This window comes from Mesorhizobium sp. M2C.T.Ca.TU.002.02.1.1, from assembly GCF_003997225.1.
This window is the reverse complement of record NZ_RZTO01000051.1, coordinates 1-14,521: the sequence shown is the minus strand read 5'-3', so window position 1 is coordinate 14,521 and position 14,521 is coordinate 1. Positions and strand designations below refer to the sequence as shown.

The window sequence follows — 14,521 nt, the reverse complement described above, 5'->3', positions numbered from 1 at the left end:
GAGTTGGCGCGAATTCCGCGCCGCGGCGCTTGCGCCGGTAGCCGATGGCGTAGAGCAGGAAGGCAAGCACCGCGAACACCGCGAAACCGGGTTGCGCGAGCACCCAGGCGGCGGCGCCGTCCCAGACCAGCGGGCTTGCCTTGGCGCGCACGAAAGTCTCGAAGGCCGCGCGGGTATCCGGCGAGACCGCCAGCCAGCTTGCGTTGAGCGGCGTCATCACCAGCGAGGACGCGGCGACCGAGCGTGTCGTGTCGATCACCGCCATGATGACGGAGATCGACAGCGCAACCATGGCCGCCAGCCGAAAGATGAAACGCAACATCGACGCTCTCCCCGGGAACGCTCCGTCTACCCCGCAATCGACATAGAGCGTGCGAGGTTCCCGCGCAATCGCGGTCCGTGGAATTAGAGCAATTCTAGGAAAAGTGTGAGCGGTTCTCCGTCCAGAATTGCGCAAAAACAAAGAGTTAGTGTGTTTCACCGTTTTCATGAAACGGTGAAACGCACTAACGAGCCGGCGCCGGCCTGCGCCGGTTCACCCGCCAGATGGCGAAAATGCCGCCGGCGACCGCGCCGACGATCAGGCCGCCCAGGCCGACGAAAGCCGCGAAAAATCCGCAGGCGCCCTCGAAGCAGCTCATATGCGTCAGGTCCGCGATCAGCGAACCGGCGAAGAACCCGCCGAATGCGCCGATCACGCCGCCAAGGATGATGCCGAGCAGCGCGGCAAGGATCGAGACGAAGACGGGCGGACGCTCGGTCTCCGGATTGGCATAGACGGTTTCGGAGCCGGCGCCATTCCGCAGGAGGTAGATACAGAGCAGGCCAATGGCGATCTCGGCCACGGTGAAGCCCAGCGCCTCTACCGAGAAGACGAAGGCGTAGGACACATAGGCCTGGCGCAGGATGAGCCAGATGATTATGGCGACCTGCCAGATCGTGTAATGGCGCGGAAAGCGGGCCGAGCGGTTGAAGGCAAGCCCAAGCAGGTACAATCCCCATAGGATGGTGATCACGCCGCCGGTCAGGCCACCATAAACGAGAAAGAACGCATTTTCCGGCAGGCTGAAGTCGCCGATCAGCCGCCAGTTCGCAATCAGGCCGTAGGCCGACAGGCCCATGACGATGACGAGCCACGCCACCGGGATGAAGGAAAGCCCGCTGTCCGGCCGCCCCGCGGGTTGCTGGTCGATCGATGCCATGTCAGGACGATGCCCCTCGCAAAGCCCAATGCAATTCCGGAAGCAGTCGACAGGCAGGCAAGGCCGAAGTCAAGCTCGGATGGCCTTGCAGGGCGCAACCGCCTCACGGCCGCAGCCGCTTTTCCTCCTCGACCGCTTTCAATCGCACGACCGACACCGAGCAAAGGGCTCGCGCCACGACCTTGGTCGAGACGCTGCCGAGGTGGCGGCGAATTGCCGAAGAGGATCGGGCGCCGACAACGATGTGCCCGACATCATTGTGCTCGGCGTAGTTGAGGATCGCGTCGGCCGGACTGACAGCCTCCAGCACGTGATAGCTTATACGGTCCTCCGGCAAATGCAGCGGACGCGCCCAGTCCTTCAGCGCGACCAGCCGCTGCAGATAGACCAGGCGCCCTGATCCATCGACATCCGGTGTGTTACCGACAATCTCGGTCTTCAACACCGTCACGCAGGCCAGCCAGGAATCCTGACGTGCCGCGAGGACACGCGCGGTTTCGTTGAGAACCTCGCCGGCCAGCGCATCGCTTCCGTTGGCAAGGTCGACCGCAGCCAAAACGATCGGCGGTCCGGCACGCGCCGCGGAGCCGGCCGCCTTGCCCACCAGCGACTTCTCATCCGTCCTGTGGAATAGGTTCCTGATTGCGCCCCAGGCCCGTTCGTTCGATGGCGCGCTTTTCTTGGCGACCACAACCTGATCGGGGTTTCTGAGATCCGAGAGAACATGCGCCGCTTCGCCATACCGCCTGGATCTGTCGACTTCCATGCATTGCAGAATGACGGCCTCCAGCCACCTCGGTATGGCCTTGTCGATGTCTCGCGGCGGCTTGGGCTCATGATAGAGTCTGCGCTTCATTCCTGCGAGGGTGGCCGGACGCCCGAATGGCTCCTCGCCGGTGGCGAGCTGATAGAGGATGCAGCCGAGCGCGAATATATCGCTTGCGGGATCGGACCTCTCGCCCAGCACCTGTTCCGGCGACATATAGGCTGCCGAACCCATCGGCACGGAACTCTCTTCGCCAAGAAGGTCCGGAAGCTCTGCATGGCGGGCGAGGCCGAAGTCCAAGAGCACGGCGCCGCGCTCCGCCAGAATGATGTTTTCAGGCTTGAGATCGAGGTGGGCGACCTTCTGGCGGTGCAAGGCAGCCAGCGCCTTCGCAATTTCTGCGCCGATCCTTGCCACCTCTTCCGGTGGCTGTGGCGCGCGGTTGGCAAGCTCCGCCAGACCGACACCGGCAACGAACTCCATGGCAATATACGGAACCTTTGCCAGGCTTCCGGATGCCGCGAAGCGTGGCACATGCGGGCCCGAAAGGCGTTTGAGGATCAGTTCCTCGGCTTCGAAGCCGAGAATGACGGAAACGTCTCCGCCCGGGTCGAGAAACGGTATCTTCAGCAGCAGCGGGAAATCGAATTTCGGATTTCTCGCGCGCCAGAGCGTCGCCATGCCGCCGGATCGAAGCCGTTCGATGAGCTCGAAACCATCGATGCTTGCCCCTGCCTCGAACTTCTCCATCCATCGCCTCCAGGTTGACTAGAGCAGGATGACGTTTCGTTGAATCGTCATCCTGCTCTAACCCTTTGTTGGAGCATGATCTTTTCCGAAAACCGGTTCCCACTTTTCGGGATCATGCTCTAGCGGCCGATCTTCAAGCGCATGCCAAGCCACCCGGGCAGATCTGACGCCTGGATCTTGCGGGCGGTTCCTTCATGATCGTAAGGAACGCGCAGCATCGTCACCTCGCGCCGTTCCGTATCGAGGAGCGCGAAGCAGGCGGCCGGGTTGCCGTCACGCGGCTGGCCGACCGCTCCCACGACGACAAGATGCCGCCTGAGCTCGGACAAAGGCGCCGCCACATTGTCCAGTGGCCGAAAATGAACCGGCCGGCTGCCTGGCAAAGCGTAATAAATGGCTGGAATGTGGGTATGGCCACAGAAGATGAAGCGGGCATCGCTTGAGGACAGGCAGCGTTTTGCCGCGTCGACGTCGCGTATGTACAGCCATTTTTCCGGCCGTTCCGCGCTGGCGTGAACATAGAGCAGGTCCCCGGATCGTAAGGAGAGCGGCAGCTGCGCAAGAAAATCGAGATGTGCCCGGGCGAGCCGTTTGCGGGTCCACTCGATGGCGATCCGCGCGTTCTCTGTCATGCCGGTCGGACCCGACGCCGCCGCTTCATCGTGGTTGCCCTTGATGCAGAATGCGCCGCCATCCACCAGATCGGCGGCCTTCTCGACCACATAGACAGGATCGGGCCCGTAGCCGACCAGATCGCCAAGCAGAACCAGCTGGTCCGGTGCCTGCTTCCGAACGACCTCGAGGACAGCGTCGAACGCCTCACGGTTGGCATGGATGTCAGACAGGATCGCGATGCGCATTCAACCTTGTCCCGGGAAGCGCGCAACATAGCAAGGCGACGGCTGCAAGGAATTTGATCCGGCTCAACACCCATTCGCGAGCCTATGGCGGATCATCCCCTGCCAACGCGGTTAGCTTGTCGACTTCCACGACATTGACATGCGTAAAATCAAAAACCTAAAGCGCATGGAGCGAACCTGAAAGATCGCGAAGCGCTTTAGGCGCGAACGGGTCTTGCGGGTCAGCCCGCGCATATCAAACGAACGAGCAGCACGCCGTCGCTGAAGCGGCCTTCGGGAGCATCCGCGGCCAAAAGCCTTTGCAATGCCATTATGGCTTGGCATTCGCTTTCGGATCGACTAGATGAGCCCCGCGCCTGTTGCCTAGACGGCTATCGGCGCAGGGAAGGGTTGCCCGCCGGTTGAAGGCAGACCAGATATCCGTTGAGGACTTCCCGTGGGAGCATCTCCCCAACCCGCGCGGCGAAACCGGCCGGCGCGAGATGTCAAGGACGGAGAGGTGGCCGAGTGGTTGAAGGCGCACGCCTGGAAAGTGTGTTTACGGGAAACCGTAACGCGGGTTCGAATCCCGCTCTCTCCGCCATATTTTTCCAATAGGATGAAGCGCTTAGCAGGTCGCGGCGGCTGCCGGTCAACATCCCTTTTCCGCACTGGCTCAATGACCACCTCCATGCTCGACCAGGTGATATCTGAAACGATCGCGCACGAATTCGTTGAAGAATCGCCCTTTTGAGGACGCCGCCTTGAAAGCCGAATAAGTCTCGGGCCCGACACCCTCGTAGTCGTAGCGGTCGCCGCTTGGGACGAACCATACAGAAAGGATCCGCCTGGACCGATCGTAGCGAATGTTCTGGATCGCGGAGGAAGGCATGTCTCGGCACCTTGCTTCCAACTCTTAATCCGGCGCGCCCCGCCAAGTTCCGCCATACGGGGATGGGCCTTGCACAGATGTTCCGATTGCCTATCTGAGCCTCATGCCGACAGCCAGAAACCGGACCGCGGCGCGCGCTTTCCAGGGCGACCTCTTCGACGCGCCTGCAAGCCCGCCGCCCGCACCCGAAGGCTTCTCCTATCAGCCGGACCTGATTGCCCACGACGAGGAGCACGAACTGCTCCGTCGCATCCAGGGCCTGGATTTCAAGCCGTTCGATTTTCACGGCCATCTTGCCAACAGGCAGGTCGTCGGTTTCGGTCTGCGCTATGACTATGAGCGCCGCCAGGTGCTCGAAGCGCCGCCCATCCCGGACTTCCTGCTGCCGCTTCGTGCCAAGGTGGCCGAATTCGCAGGCGTTCCCGCCGCCGATTTCGCGCAAGTGCTGATCAATGAGTATCGTCCGGGCGCCGGCATAGGCTGGCACCGGGACAAGCCGCATTTCGAGCTCGTCGCCGGCGTTTCGCTGCTGGCGCCCTGCAGCTTCCGGCTGCGCCGCAAGAACGGCGCGGCATGGGACCGTGAAACGATCGAAGTCGAGCCCAGATCCATCTATCTCATGGCCGGGCCGGCGCGGAACGAGTGGGAGCACTCCATCCCGCCTGTCGAACGCCATCGCTATTCGGTGACGTTCCGGACAATGCGGGCTCTTTAGGCAGTCGCACCGGCGACCATCGGGGAACCATCGCCGGGCCCCGGGGTTGTGTCGTCAGATTTCGAGATCGAAAGGAAAGACGATGCGTATGTTGACGATGGTCCTGACGCTGTCGGCAATGGCATTGGCGCAGCCGGCTTCCGCTCAACGCGCCGATCCGCAGCCCCCGCAAGCCCTGCCTCCTGCCCAGGAGCCCATCCCCGGCCAGCCCCAGCCCGGCCAGGACGATGCCGCCCAGAATGTCACCAATATCGTCGTGGTGGCGATGGAGGACCTGCCTTCGGAAGTGAAGGCGCAGGCCGAAGCCATAGTCACCAGGACGACCGCCAAGGAACTGGCCAAGCTGCAAAGCTCGGTCGACGCCTCGCCCGAGGCGACGTCGGTCCTGCATGCGAACGGGCTGAACTCCTCGCAGGTCGTCGCCGCCAACATCGACGGTGACGGCACGCTGACGCTGATCATTCAGACGACGGCCTGACCTAAAGCATGTCTCCCGAAAGTGGGAACCAGCTTCGAGACAAAGACATGCGTAGAATCAAGAACCTAAAGCGCAGGGAGCGAATCTGAAAGATCGCGACGCGCTTTAGGGGCATGACCCGGCCGAACGGCGGCTGACGACCGCGGTTCGCATTCGATCCTCACTCTTGCGGAGGCCGTCATGACCGAAGCCGCAGTCCGCAACTTCACGCTCAACTTCGGGCCGCAACACCCTTCGGCGCATGGCGTGCTCAGGCTGGTGCTGGAACTGGATGGCGAGATCGTCGACCGCGCCGATCCGCATATCGGCTTGCTGCATCGCGGCACCGAGAAGCTCATCGAATACAAGAACTACCTGCAGGCCCTGCCCTATTTCGACCGGCTCGATTATGTCGCGCCTATGAATCAGGAGCATGCCTTCTGCCTCGCCGCCGAAAGGCTGCTCGAACTGTCCGTTCCGCGGCGTGGCCAATTGATCCGCGTGCTGTTTTGCGAGATCGGCCGGCTCTTGTCGCACCTTCTCAACGTCACCACGCAGGCCATGGACATCGGCGCGCTGACGCCGCCGCTCTGGGGTTTCATCGAGCGCGAGAAGCTGATGGTTTTCTATGAACGCGCATCCGGCGCCCGCATGCACGCGAATTATTTCCGCGTCGGCGGTGTGCATCAGGACCTGCCGGAGGATCTGCTCGACGACATCTGGGATTTCTGCGATCCGTTCCTGAAGGCATTGGGCGATCTCGATGAACTTTTGACCGAAAACCGTATCTTCAAGCAGCGCAATGTCGATGTCGGCGTGATCTCGCTCGATGACGCCTGGGGCCTGGGTTTCTCCGGCCCCATGGTGCGCGGCTCGGGCGCCGCCTGGGACCTGCGCAAGGCTCAGCCCTACGAATGCTATCCGGAGATGGATTTCGACATCCCCATCGGCAAGCACGGCGACTGCTACGATCGCTATCTGGTGCGCATGGAAGAGATGCGCCAGTCGGTGCGCATCATGCGGCAATGCCTGGAAAAGCTGCGCTCGGCCGATGGCCGGGGTCCGGTCGCCGTGCCGAACCAGAAGATCACACCGCCGCCGCGCGCCACCATGAAGCGCTCGATGGAAGCGACGATCCAGCATTTCAAGCTCTATACCGAAGGCCACCGCGTGCCCCCCGGCGAAGTCTATGCGGCGGTCGAAGCGCCGAAGGGCGAGTTCGGCGTCTATCTGGTCTCGGACGGCAGCAACGTTCCCTATCGCTGCAAGATACGCGCACCCTCCTTCGCCCATCTCCAGGCGATGGATTTCCTCTCGCGCGGGCATATGGTGGCGGATGTCGCGGCGATCATCGGCTCGCTCGACATCGTCTTCGGCGAGATAGACCGCTAGAGCAATTCCAGGAAAAGCGCGCAGCGGTTTTCCGTCGGGAATCGCGCCAGACTAGAGGCTTGGGCGGCTCTGCGTGAAACGCTGAACCACTCTGCTGAACCACTCTAAAGAGGGAGCGCGGAGAACCGGTCAGGACTCCACCGCTCCCATCAAGGTCTGATCGGTCGCGATTGCATGCATCGCGGCCGTCGCTAATGCATGAACACCGCTCTCAACCAGGCAAGAATACCCGCGCCCGGAGAGATCGCCGCGCGCACGCGCGATGCCGCCCAGCGGGCCGGCATGTTGGCGCCGACATGGCAATGGCAGACAACCTCATGCAGTTGCCAGTCGCTCATCTCGAAGAAGCGCCTGGCTTCACCATAGGTGTCATCCCGCAAGCCTTGCGCGCGAAAGATCGGATCCTCGAAAGCGACCGTGATCGCCGATCCGTCCGTGCGCATTCTTTGACGCACGTCGGGCGAAGCGTATTCGGTACCCGTCAGCGCCGTGAGTCGGCGGCCGGGGCTTTCTTCGAGAAGTTGCGCCCAGCGCTCGAGGCGCTGGCCGCGATTGGCGATGAGAGCCGGTGCTTCGGCATGAACGTCGGCAACGGCGTTGATTTGGTCAAGGGTTTGGTGCTTCACGGCCGTCTCCTGTATCGACAGATGATCACCCGCCCACAACGGAACTAAGGCACGGCCAGTCGCCGGCAAGAGCCGAAACAGGCGCGCGGAATCATTTGATCGCCATTGCCGTCGTCGCGCGGCGCGATCGTGTGGGAACCATCGGCGGGCGTGGCCGTTCTGCCAGCTTGCGCTGCCGCGCGCTCCCGACGAAGCGTCTGAATGCGGCGGCGATCGCACCATCGTTTCAGGGCGGGCAGCAGATTCCGGGTTTTGGATCGCAGCAAAGCTTGTCGGGCGCAGAGCGGAAGGAAAACGCGATGGCCATTCTCCCCAATCCGGACCCATCCCCCACCCCGGTGCCCACGCCGCCGCCGATCCCGGAGCCGAAGCCGATGCGCGAGCCGGATCCCGACCGATTGCCCGACGAGGAGCCGATCCCCAATCCCGACGAGAATGACGCGCCGCCCAAGCATTCCGCAACCGGGCGGCGCCGGCGCTGACGGCCTTGCGGGAGGCGCGCCGAATGCGCCTCCCGAGCCACCATCATTCCCCGCGCATCGTCGCCTGGAAGGCGGGCAGGTGCTTCTTCTGCGCCTCGATCATGCGCTCGCGGTAGACGCCGTAGATGACGTCGGTGTCGTGCAGCGTCACGCCCGCGATGGTCGGCGAGGCGAAGACCGGCAATTCGATGCCGCGCTTCGACAATTGCTCCGCGGTGCGCGCGAGCAGCTCGTGCGCCATGATCATCGCCAGCACCGTCGAGGACCCCGCCACCGGGCGGCTCCAGCCTTCGATCGGCACCACCGCGTCCTCGATCGGCGAGCAGGTGTCGATGACGAGGTCGGCGGCGTCCGCCAGCCTTTTGCCGGAGGAATGCGTGGCCGGCTTGTCGAGATTGTTCTTGCTGGTCACCGCGACGACGAAGATGCCGCGCTTCTTGGCATAGAGCGCAGTGTCGATGCCCGACGAATTGCGGCCGCTATGGCCGAAGATGATGATGGAATCGCCCTTGTTCAGCGGCTGGTGGTCGAGGAACTTCTCGGCGTATTTCTCGGTCCGCTCCAGCCACAAGAGCTCGCGCACGCCGCCGGCGCCGAGCACGTTGTGCCACATCACGCGCGGGTCGGTCAGCGGATTGAAGCCGACGAAGCTGCCATAGCGCGGGAACATCTCCTGCGCCGGCAGCACCGAATGGCCCGAGCCGTAGAGATGGACCAGCCCGCCATTTTGCAGCGTGTCGGCGAACCGGCTTGCCGCCTCGCCGAAGGCTTCCGAATTGGACTTCGATGCCTGTTCGATGAGGGCGACGAGACGGGGGATGTAAAGATCGGACACTTCGGTACTCCTGTTTGATCGTGTCAGCTTCTGGTGTTCGGGAGACGGCCGGCGCGCAGCGTCGAGCGTATCTCGTAGCGGTCGCCGCGCATGACGGAGACGGTGAATTCGAACGGGCCGCGCTCGTCGATGGTGATGCGCTCGACGACGAAGGCGGGACTGCCCGCGGGCAGGTCGAGCAGCTCGGCGTCGGCGACACTGACGGCGCCGACGCGGTAGTTCTCGCGCGCCTCGACCGGCACGATGCCGTATTGCCGCTCCAGCGCCTCATAGAGCGAGCCCTTGAGCAGGCCGGCGTCGAGGAAGCCCGGCACGCGCGCGGCCGAAAGCTGCGCCGTCTGGATGCCGATCGGCTCGTTGTTGCCCAGCCTCAGTCGCCGGATCCGCACGATAGGATCGCCCTCCTCGATCTCCAGCGCGCCGGCCGCCGCCGCATTGGCCGTCGTCAGGCTGCAATCGAGCAGGCGCGAGCCGGCGACCACGCCGATATTGCCCATTTCCTGGGTGAAGGAGGTGAGCTCGCGCGTGCCGGCGACCAGCGTGGCGGACCGCACGAACGTGCCCCTTCCGTGCTCGCGCCTGAGCAGGCCGCTTTCCTCCAGGTTGCGCAGCGCGTGGCGCAGCGTGATGCGGCTGACGCCGAACAAGGCGCAGAGCCGGTCCTCGGCCGGGATCTGGTCGCCGGTTGCCCACTCGCCGCTCTTGACGATGGCGCGGATCGCCTCCTCGACCTGGTACCAGAGCGGTTCGGGCCGCCTGCGGTCCGGCTGCTGAAAGCTCGCTTCGCTCATCGGATCTGCCTCCACCCGCTTCCCGCCTGCCCGGCAAGCGCGGCACCCACCAGGCCGGCGCGGGAGCCGAACAATCCAGGCTTGAGTTCAATGCCGCGCAGATGCGGCGGCAATTGACGTCGCAGCGCCGCAAGCAATGGCGGTGCGATCACATCCAGCGCATCGGCAAGGCCGCCCGAGACGAGGATGACGCCCGGATCGAGCAACCCCACGGCGCCGGCGAGCGCCGTGCCGAGCTGGCGCGCCGGCACCTCGAGCAGGTCCCGAGCGGCAAGCTGGCCTGCCTTGGCGGCTGCGATCAGCTGGCGGCTGTCGGCCAGTCCGATCTGCGCGGCAAGGGCGTCCAGCGCACGACCGGAGGCGACACGTTCCAGCCAGCCGCTGCGCTCCTCGCCGTGGTCCTTGATGTCGGCGCTGGCCCAGCCGAAGGAGCAGGCGCCGCCATGCGCGCCGGCGACGATGCGACCGTTGGCCAGCACCGCCGAGCCGATGCCTGTGCCGATGGCCAGCAGGATCGCATCGGATGCGTCCTTGGCCGCGCCCTCGGCCGCTTCCGCGAGAAGCGCGATCTGCGCGTCGTTGCCGACCGCCACGTTCATATCCCGGAACAGCGCGGCGATATCGACGCCATCGAGCCAGGGCAGGTTCGGGATCCAACGGCAGACCGACCCTTCAGTCAGGCCGGGCACCGCAAGCCCAAGCGCTTTGGCTTCGCCCGCGGCCGCAAGCGCGCGAACGCGCGCGACGAAAGCGTCGAGGCCTGCCGGCGCCGGCTCGCTGACCTGCGGCGCAAGAGCGCCGATATCGCCCCTATGGACGGCGGCGCGCAGATTGGTGCCGCCGAGATCGATGGCGAGAATCCGTGTCATGTCTCGCTGCTCCGATCGGCGGGCGGCGCGAACAGGCCGCTGCCGGCATTCCAGGAATGCGAGGCCGCCGCGAAGGCCTGCGCATGGCGCGTGCCGCGCAGGCAGCCGCGCAACCGGTAGAGTGCGCTGTAATAGTCGACATAGGGAAAGCTGCTCAGGCCCCGCGCCAGCTCATACTCCATCACCGCCTCCTGCCAGGCGTCGAAGCCGGCGCTGACATCGACGAGATGCTCGGCGCGGAAACCTTCGTCGTCCTCCCAGTTCTCACCGAAAAGCAGAAGCTGCGGCGTATGCGCGGGATGGGCACGCTTCAGCGTTGGCAGAGCCGAGAAGAAAATGCTGGTCTGCGTGAGCTGCGCCGCCGCGCGATGGTCCTTGTGCCAGCTGCCGTGCCAGTGCGTGATGACAACCTCCGGCCGCACCTCGCGGATGACGTCGCAGACCTGCAAGGCGGTCGCGTTGTCATTGGGCAGGAAGGCGTCGCGCAGCTTCATGTTGCGCATCGAAACACCGAGCCGCGCGGCAGCCTTCGCCGCCTCGTCCTCCTTCTGCGCCGAATAGTGCTCCGGGATCAGGCAGGGATGGCCCTGCTCGCCCATCGACAGATGCAGGAAGGTGACCTGGGTTCCATTCCTGGCGGCGGCCGCCGCCAGCGGCCCGGCGATGACCTCGGCGTCGAAGGCATGCGCCCCGACGACCAGGATCGAGCGTGCGGCATAGACCTTGTCCTCGATCATTTCATGCCTCCCCCGGCGCCGACGCCCTCGCGAATCTGGCGCGCCAGCAAACAATACATGATCAGGATCGGCGCCATGGAGATGGCCAGCGAAGCGAACACCAGGCCCCAATCGGTGCGGAACTGTCCGACGAACACGCTGATGGCCAGCGGCACGGTCTTGTAGCGGTCGTCGAAGATGAAGATCAGCGGGAAGAAGAAATCGTTCCACACCGCGATCGCCGTGAAGATGGCGACGATCGATACCGCCGGCTTCACCATCGGCAGCACGATCTGGAACAGGATGCGCGTCTCGCCGGCGCCGTCCATGCGCGCCGCCTCGTCGAGCTCGGAGGGCAGCACGCGCATGAAATTGGCGAAGATGAAGACGGCGAAGGGAATGCGGATCGCCGAATAGACGAGGATCAGCCCGGTGAGCGAATCAAGCAGGCCGAGGCTGCGCATCAGCGTGAACAACTCGACCGAGGCTAGCCTGATCGGCAGCATGATGCCGGACAGGAAGAGGCCAAGCATGATGCCGTTCCAGCCGAGCCTGTAGCGGCTGAGCGGATAGGCGGCCATGGCCGAGACGACGATGGTGAGGAGCACCGCGCCGCCGGTGACGATCAGGCTGTTGATGAAGTTGTGGCCGAGATCAGCCCGCGTCCAGGCGCGCACGAAATTGTCGAGCGCCCAGCTCTGCGGCAGGCCGAGCCGGTTGTCGTAGATCTCGGCCGTGGTCTTGAAGCAGGAAACGATGAGGATGTAGAGCGGCAGCAGCACCGCCAATGTCCAGATCAGTAATATGGTCCAGCCAGGCAGCCGCACCAGTCGTTGAGGAATAGCCAATGTTTGCTGAGGCGAAGGCGCGCTCATAGCTCGACCGTCCGCTTGTCGAAGAAGCGCAGCATCAACAGCGTGCCGATGCTGAGGATCAGGAACAGCATCGTGCCGAGCGCCAGCGCCAGCCCGATGTCGGTGATGCCGACCGCGCCTTCCGCGCCGAAGGCGAGACGATAGAAATAGGTCACCAGCGTGTCGGTGGCGTAGCTCGGATTGCCCTGCACGCCCTGCATCACATAGACGATGTCGAACTGGTTGAAGGTGTTGATGAACGAAAGCGTCGTCAGCGTGCCGAGCGCCGGCATCAAGAGCGGCAGCGCTATCGCATAGAGCATGCGGGCGTTGCCGGCGCCATCGAGCTTCGCCGCCTCGAACACCTGCGGCGAGATTTGCCGCAGGCCCGCCGTGTAGATCAGCACCGGCAGGCCCATCCAGTTCCAGGCATCGACGGCGATCAGCATGCCGAGCGCGGTATGGCTGTTGCCGAGCACGGTCAGGCTGCCCTGATGCAGGCCAAGGCCGTTCAACGCCCATTCGACGATGCCGCCGGGCGCGAGCAGCAGGCGCCACAGCGCGCCGACGATGACAGGGCTGAGCACCGCCGGGAAGAAGAACACCGACTGGAAGAAGGCGGCGCCCCTGCCACGCAGGAAAAGCAGCCAGGCGAACAACAGGCCGAGTCCGTTCTGCAGCACCATGATGCCGAAGAACCACGCGATGTTGTGCCAAAGCGCCCCATAGAGCCGCGCGCCGCTCGGAAAGACGAACAGCCGCGAAAAGTTCGCGAGCCCCGCGAACTCCTGCATGCGCAGCCCCTTCCAGGTGAAGAAGCTGCCCCAGAGCGACATGAGCAGCGGATAGAGCACGAACAGCCCGTAGACGGCCAAGGCCGGCAGGATGAACAGCACCGCCATGCGCTGCTGCGTGCGCTGGAGGCTGGTCGTGCGGCTGGGCTTGAACATGCGCTCTGTGTTTATCGAGAAGGCGCGCCGATCGCGTCACGGCCGGCGCAATGCCCCTACTGCTTTGGTTTGAACCAGGTGGCGACGGCGGCCTGCATGTCCGCCGCCAGCTTCTCCGGCGCGACATTGCCTTCGACCATGTCGATGATCTCGGATTGCAGCACCGAGGATGCCGTCGGCGTCTGCCAGCGGAAGCCGACCAGCGTCAGATACGGCGTCGAGTTCTTCGCCATCTCCATCATCTTGGACAGAACCGGATCTTTCACCGTGACGTCGGTGCGGGCCGGCGGCCAGCCGAGCTCGTCGGCGAAGGCCTGCGCGAATTCGGCCGAGGCCATGTAGTTCAGCACCTTGGTCGCCGCTTCCTTGTTCTGGCTCTCCGAAACCAGACCGTAGGAGCCGTCCGAAAAAGCCGAGGTGTAGAGCTTGGTCGAGGCATCGTCGGCCGGGAACGGGAAGATCGAGAATTTCAGCTTCGGGTTCTGCGACTTGAAGCTGCCGTTCTCGAACGAGCCGCCGAAGAACATCGCCGCCTTGCCGCCGATGAACTGCTGCGTCGCGGTGGTGTAGTCGATGCCCGCGAAACCGTCGGAGTAGTAAGGCTTCAGCTCGGCGAAGCGCTTCAGCGCCGCGACATAACGCGGATCCTCGAAAGTCGCCTTGCCGCTCATCATCTCGTCATAGAAGCCCGGGCCATAGAGCGTCGGCCCGATGACGCCGACGCCGATCTCCAGCTCCCAGGCCGAGCCGTTGGCGCCGCCATTGGCGATCGGCGTGATGCCCGCCGCCTTGAGCTTCTCGCAGGCGGCGACGAAGTCCTTGTAGGTCTTCGGGACTTCGATGCCTTGCGCGGAAAAAATGTCCTCGTTGTAGAAGACGCCCATCATCGGCACGGAATAGGGCACGCCGTAGAGCTTGCCGTCGGCGCGGCCGCGCGCGCCGCCAAGGGCCGCATCCGGCATGTTCTTCAGTTCGGTTACGCTGTCGTCGAGCGCGTCGAGATAGCCGCCTTCGATGAAAGGCTGCAATTCGCCATAGGCCTTGAGCTGCGCGATATCGGGTCCGCGGCCGCCGCGCAGCGCTGTGCTCAGGCGGTTCTGGTAGTCGGCGTCGGGCGTGAACTGGATATCGACCTTGATATCGGGGTTCTTCTTCTCGAAGGCCTCGAAGATGCGATGCATCGCGGCCTCGTCCTCGGTGCGCCAGCTCCACAGCGTCACCGTCGAGTCGGCGCGGGCCGGCAGCGTCGTAATGGCCCCGGCGCAAGCTGCGGCAACGCCGCCGATCAGGCCGAGCGCGGCGCGCCGGTGGATGGAAAGCATGCTCATTACCAGTTCTCCCATTGTTTTGGTTTTGCGGCTCGAAAGGCAAGCAGCCCGGAGGCG

17 protein-coding genes and 1 tRNA gene are annotated in these 14,521 nt (G+C 64.0%); 5 read left to right on the top strand and 13 right to left on the bottom strand.

Annotated features, from left to right (window positions below; translation table 11 throughout):
- The 4 genes from EOD07_RS04785 to EOD07_RS04770 all read right to left on the bottom strand — a co-directional run.
- Positions 1-322: hypothetical protein (locus EOD07_RS04785; protein ID WP_127234167.1), on the bottom strand; the 322-nt coding region annotated here is incomplete at its 3' end.
- 184 nt (positions 323-506) lie between these two features.
- Entirely contained in the window at positions 507-1,202 is a 696-nt protein-coding gene (locus EOD07_RS04780) for a hypothetical protein (RefSeq protein ID WP_127234166.1), read from the bottom strand.
- A 103-nt stretch (positions 1,203-1,305) separates the two neighbouring features.
- Positions 1,306-2,718: a bifunctional serine/threonine-protein kinase/universal stress protein gene (locus tag EOD07_RS04775; RefSeq protein WP_127234165.1), complete on the bottom strand. Its 1,413-nt coding sequence runs from the start codon at positions 2,716-2,718 to the stop codon at positions 1,306-1,308.
- Between the two features lie 119 nt (positions 2,719-2,837).
- Positions 2,838-3,578: a metallophosphoesterase family protein gene (locus EOD07_RS04770; protein WP_127234164.1), complete on the bottom strand. Its 741-nt coding sequence runs from the start codon at positions 3,576-3,578 to the stop codon at positions 2,838-2,840.
- A gap of 493 nt (positions 3,579-4,071) precedes the next feature.
- Here EOD07_RS04770 and EOD07_RS04765 point away from each other — a divergent pair.
- Positions 4,072-4,161: transfer RNA gene (locus EOD07_RS04765), tRNA-Ser, on the top strand.
- Between the two features lie 72 nt (positions 4,162-4,233).
- Here the strand turns inward: EOD07_RS04765 and EOD07_RS04760 are convergent.
- Positions 4,234-4,449, bottom strand: coding sequence for a KTSC domain-containing protein (locus EOD07_RS04760; protein WP_073988262.1), 216 nt, complete (start codon positions 4,447-4,449; stop codon positions 4,234-4,236).
- Between the two features lie 103 nt (positions 4,450-4,552).
- Between EOD07_RS04760 and EOD07_RS04755 the strand changes: the two genes are divergently transcribed.
- From EOD07_RS04755 to EOD07_RS04745, 3 genes are all read left to right on the top strand, one after another.
- Complete coding sequence (locus EOD07_RS04755; RefSeq protein ID WP_127234163.1) at positions 4,553-5,164, top strand: alpha-ketoglutarate-dependent dioxygenase AlkB; 612 nt, start codon at positions 4,553-4,555, stop codon at positions 5,162-5,164.
- Between the two features lie 82 nt (positions 5,165-5,246).
- On the top strand, positions 5,247-5,642 hold the full coding sequence (locus EOD07_RS04750; RefSeq protein WP_127234162.1) for a hypothetical protein: 396 nt from the start codon (positions 5,247-5,249) through the stop codon (positions 5,640-5,642).
- A gap of 180 nt (positions 5,643-5,822) precedes the next feature.
- A complete protein-coding gene (locus EOD07_RS04745; RefSeq protein ID WP_071070611.1) occupies positions 5,823-7,013 on the top strand; it encodes an NADH-quinone oxidoreductase subunit D in 1,191 nt (396 codons plus the stop codon).
- Between the two features lie 191 nt (positions 7,014-7,204).
- On the opposite strand, the gene EOD07_RS04740 is transcribed toward EOD07_RS04745, so the two are convergent.
- The gene (locus EOD07_RS04740) at positions 7,205-7,639 is read right to left on the bottom strand and encodes a hypothetical protein (RefSeq protein WP_127234161.1); all 435 of its coding nucleotides are present in this window, start codon (positions 7,637-7,639) and stop codon (positions 7,205-7,207) included.
- 95 nt (positions 7,640-7,734) lie between these two features.
- On the opposite strand from EOD07_RS04740, the gene EOD07_RS38385 reads away from it, so the two are divergent.
- On the top strand, positions 7,735-8,121 hold the full coding sequence (locus EOD07_RS38385) for a hypothetical protein (RefSeq protein WP_245469845.1): 387 nt from the start codon (positions 7,735-7,737) through the stop codon (positions 8,119-8,121).
- A 43-nt stretch (positions 8,122-8,164) separates the two neighbouring features.
- On the opposite strand, the gene EOD07_RS04730 is transcribed toward EOD07_RS38385, so the two are convergent.
- The 7 genes from EOD07_RS04730 to EOD07_RS04700 are packed head-to-tail and all read right to left on the bottom strand — an operon-like array spanning position 8,165 to position 14,464.
- A complete protein-coding gene (locus tag EOD07_RS04730; protein WP_127234160.1) occupies positions 8,165-8,956 on the bottom strand; it encodes an SIS domain-containing protein in 792 nt (263 codons plus the stop codon).
- A 23-nt stretch (positions 8,957-8,979) separates the two neighbouring features.
- Positions 8,980-9,747: a GntR family transcriptional regulator gene (locus EOD07_RS04725; RefSeq protein ID WP_071032795.1), complete on the bottom strand. Its 768-nt coding sequence runs from the start codon at positions 9,745-9,747 to the stop codon at positions 8,980-8,982.
- Positions 9,744-10,616 carry an ROK family protein gene (locus EOD07_RS04720; protein ID WP_127234159.1) on the bottom strand — a complete coding sequence of 291 codons (873 nt, stop codon included), beginning with the start codon at positions 10,614-10,616 and terminating at the stop codon, positions 9,744-9,746. The genes EOD07_RS04725 and EOD07_RS04720 overlap by 4 nt, the downstream gene beginning before the upstream one ends.
- Positions 10,613-11,353, bottom strand: a complete 741-nt coding sequence (locus EOD07_RS04715) for a PIG-L family deacetylase (protein WP_127234158.1) — start codon at positions 11,351-11,353, stop codon at positions 10,613-10,615. The genes EOD07_RS04720 and EOD07_RS04715 overlap by 4 nt, the downstream gene beginning before the upstream one ends.
- A complete protein-coding gene (locus tag EOD07_RS04710) occupies positions 11,350-12,207 on the bottom strand; it encodes a carbohydrate ABC transporter permease (protein ID WP_127234157.1) in 858 nt (285 codons plus the stop codon). Before EOD07_RS04710 ends, EOD07_RS04715 begins: the two co-directional genes overlap by 4 nt.
- Positions 12,204-13,136, bottom strand: coding sequence for a sugar ABC transporter permease (locus tag EOD07_RS04705; RefSeq protein WP_127234156.1), 933 nt, complete (start codon positions 13,134-13,136; stop codon positions 12,204-12,206). Before EOD07_RS04705 ends, EOD07_RS04710 begins: the two co-directional genes overlap by 4 nt.
- Positions 13,137-13,192: 56 nt before the next feature.
- A complete protein-coding gene (locus EOD07_RS04700) occupies positions 13,193-14,464 on the bottom strand; it encodes an extracellular solute-binding protein (protein WP_127234155.1) in 1,272 nt (423 codons plus the stop codon).
- Positions 14,465-14,521 lie beyond the last annotated feature (57 nt).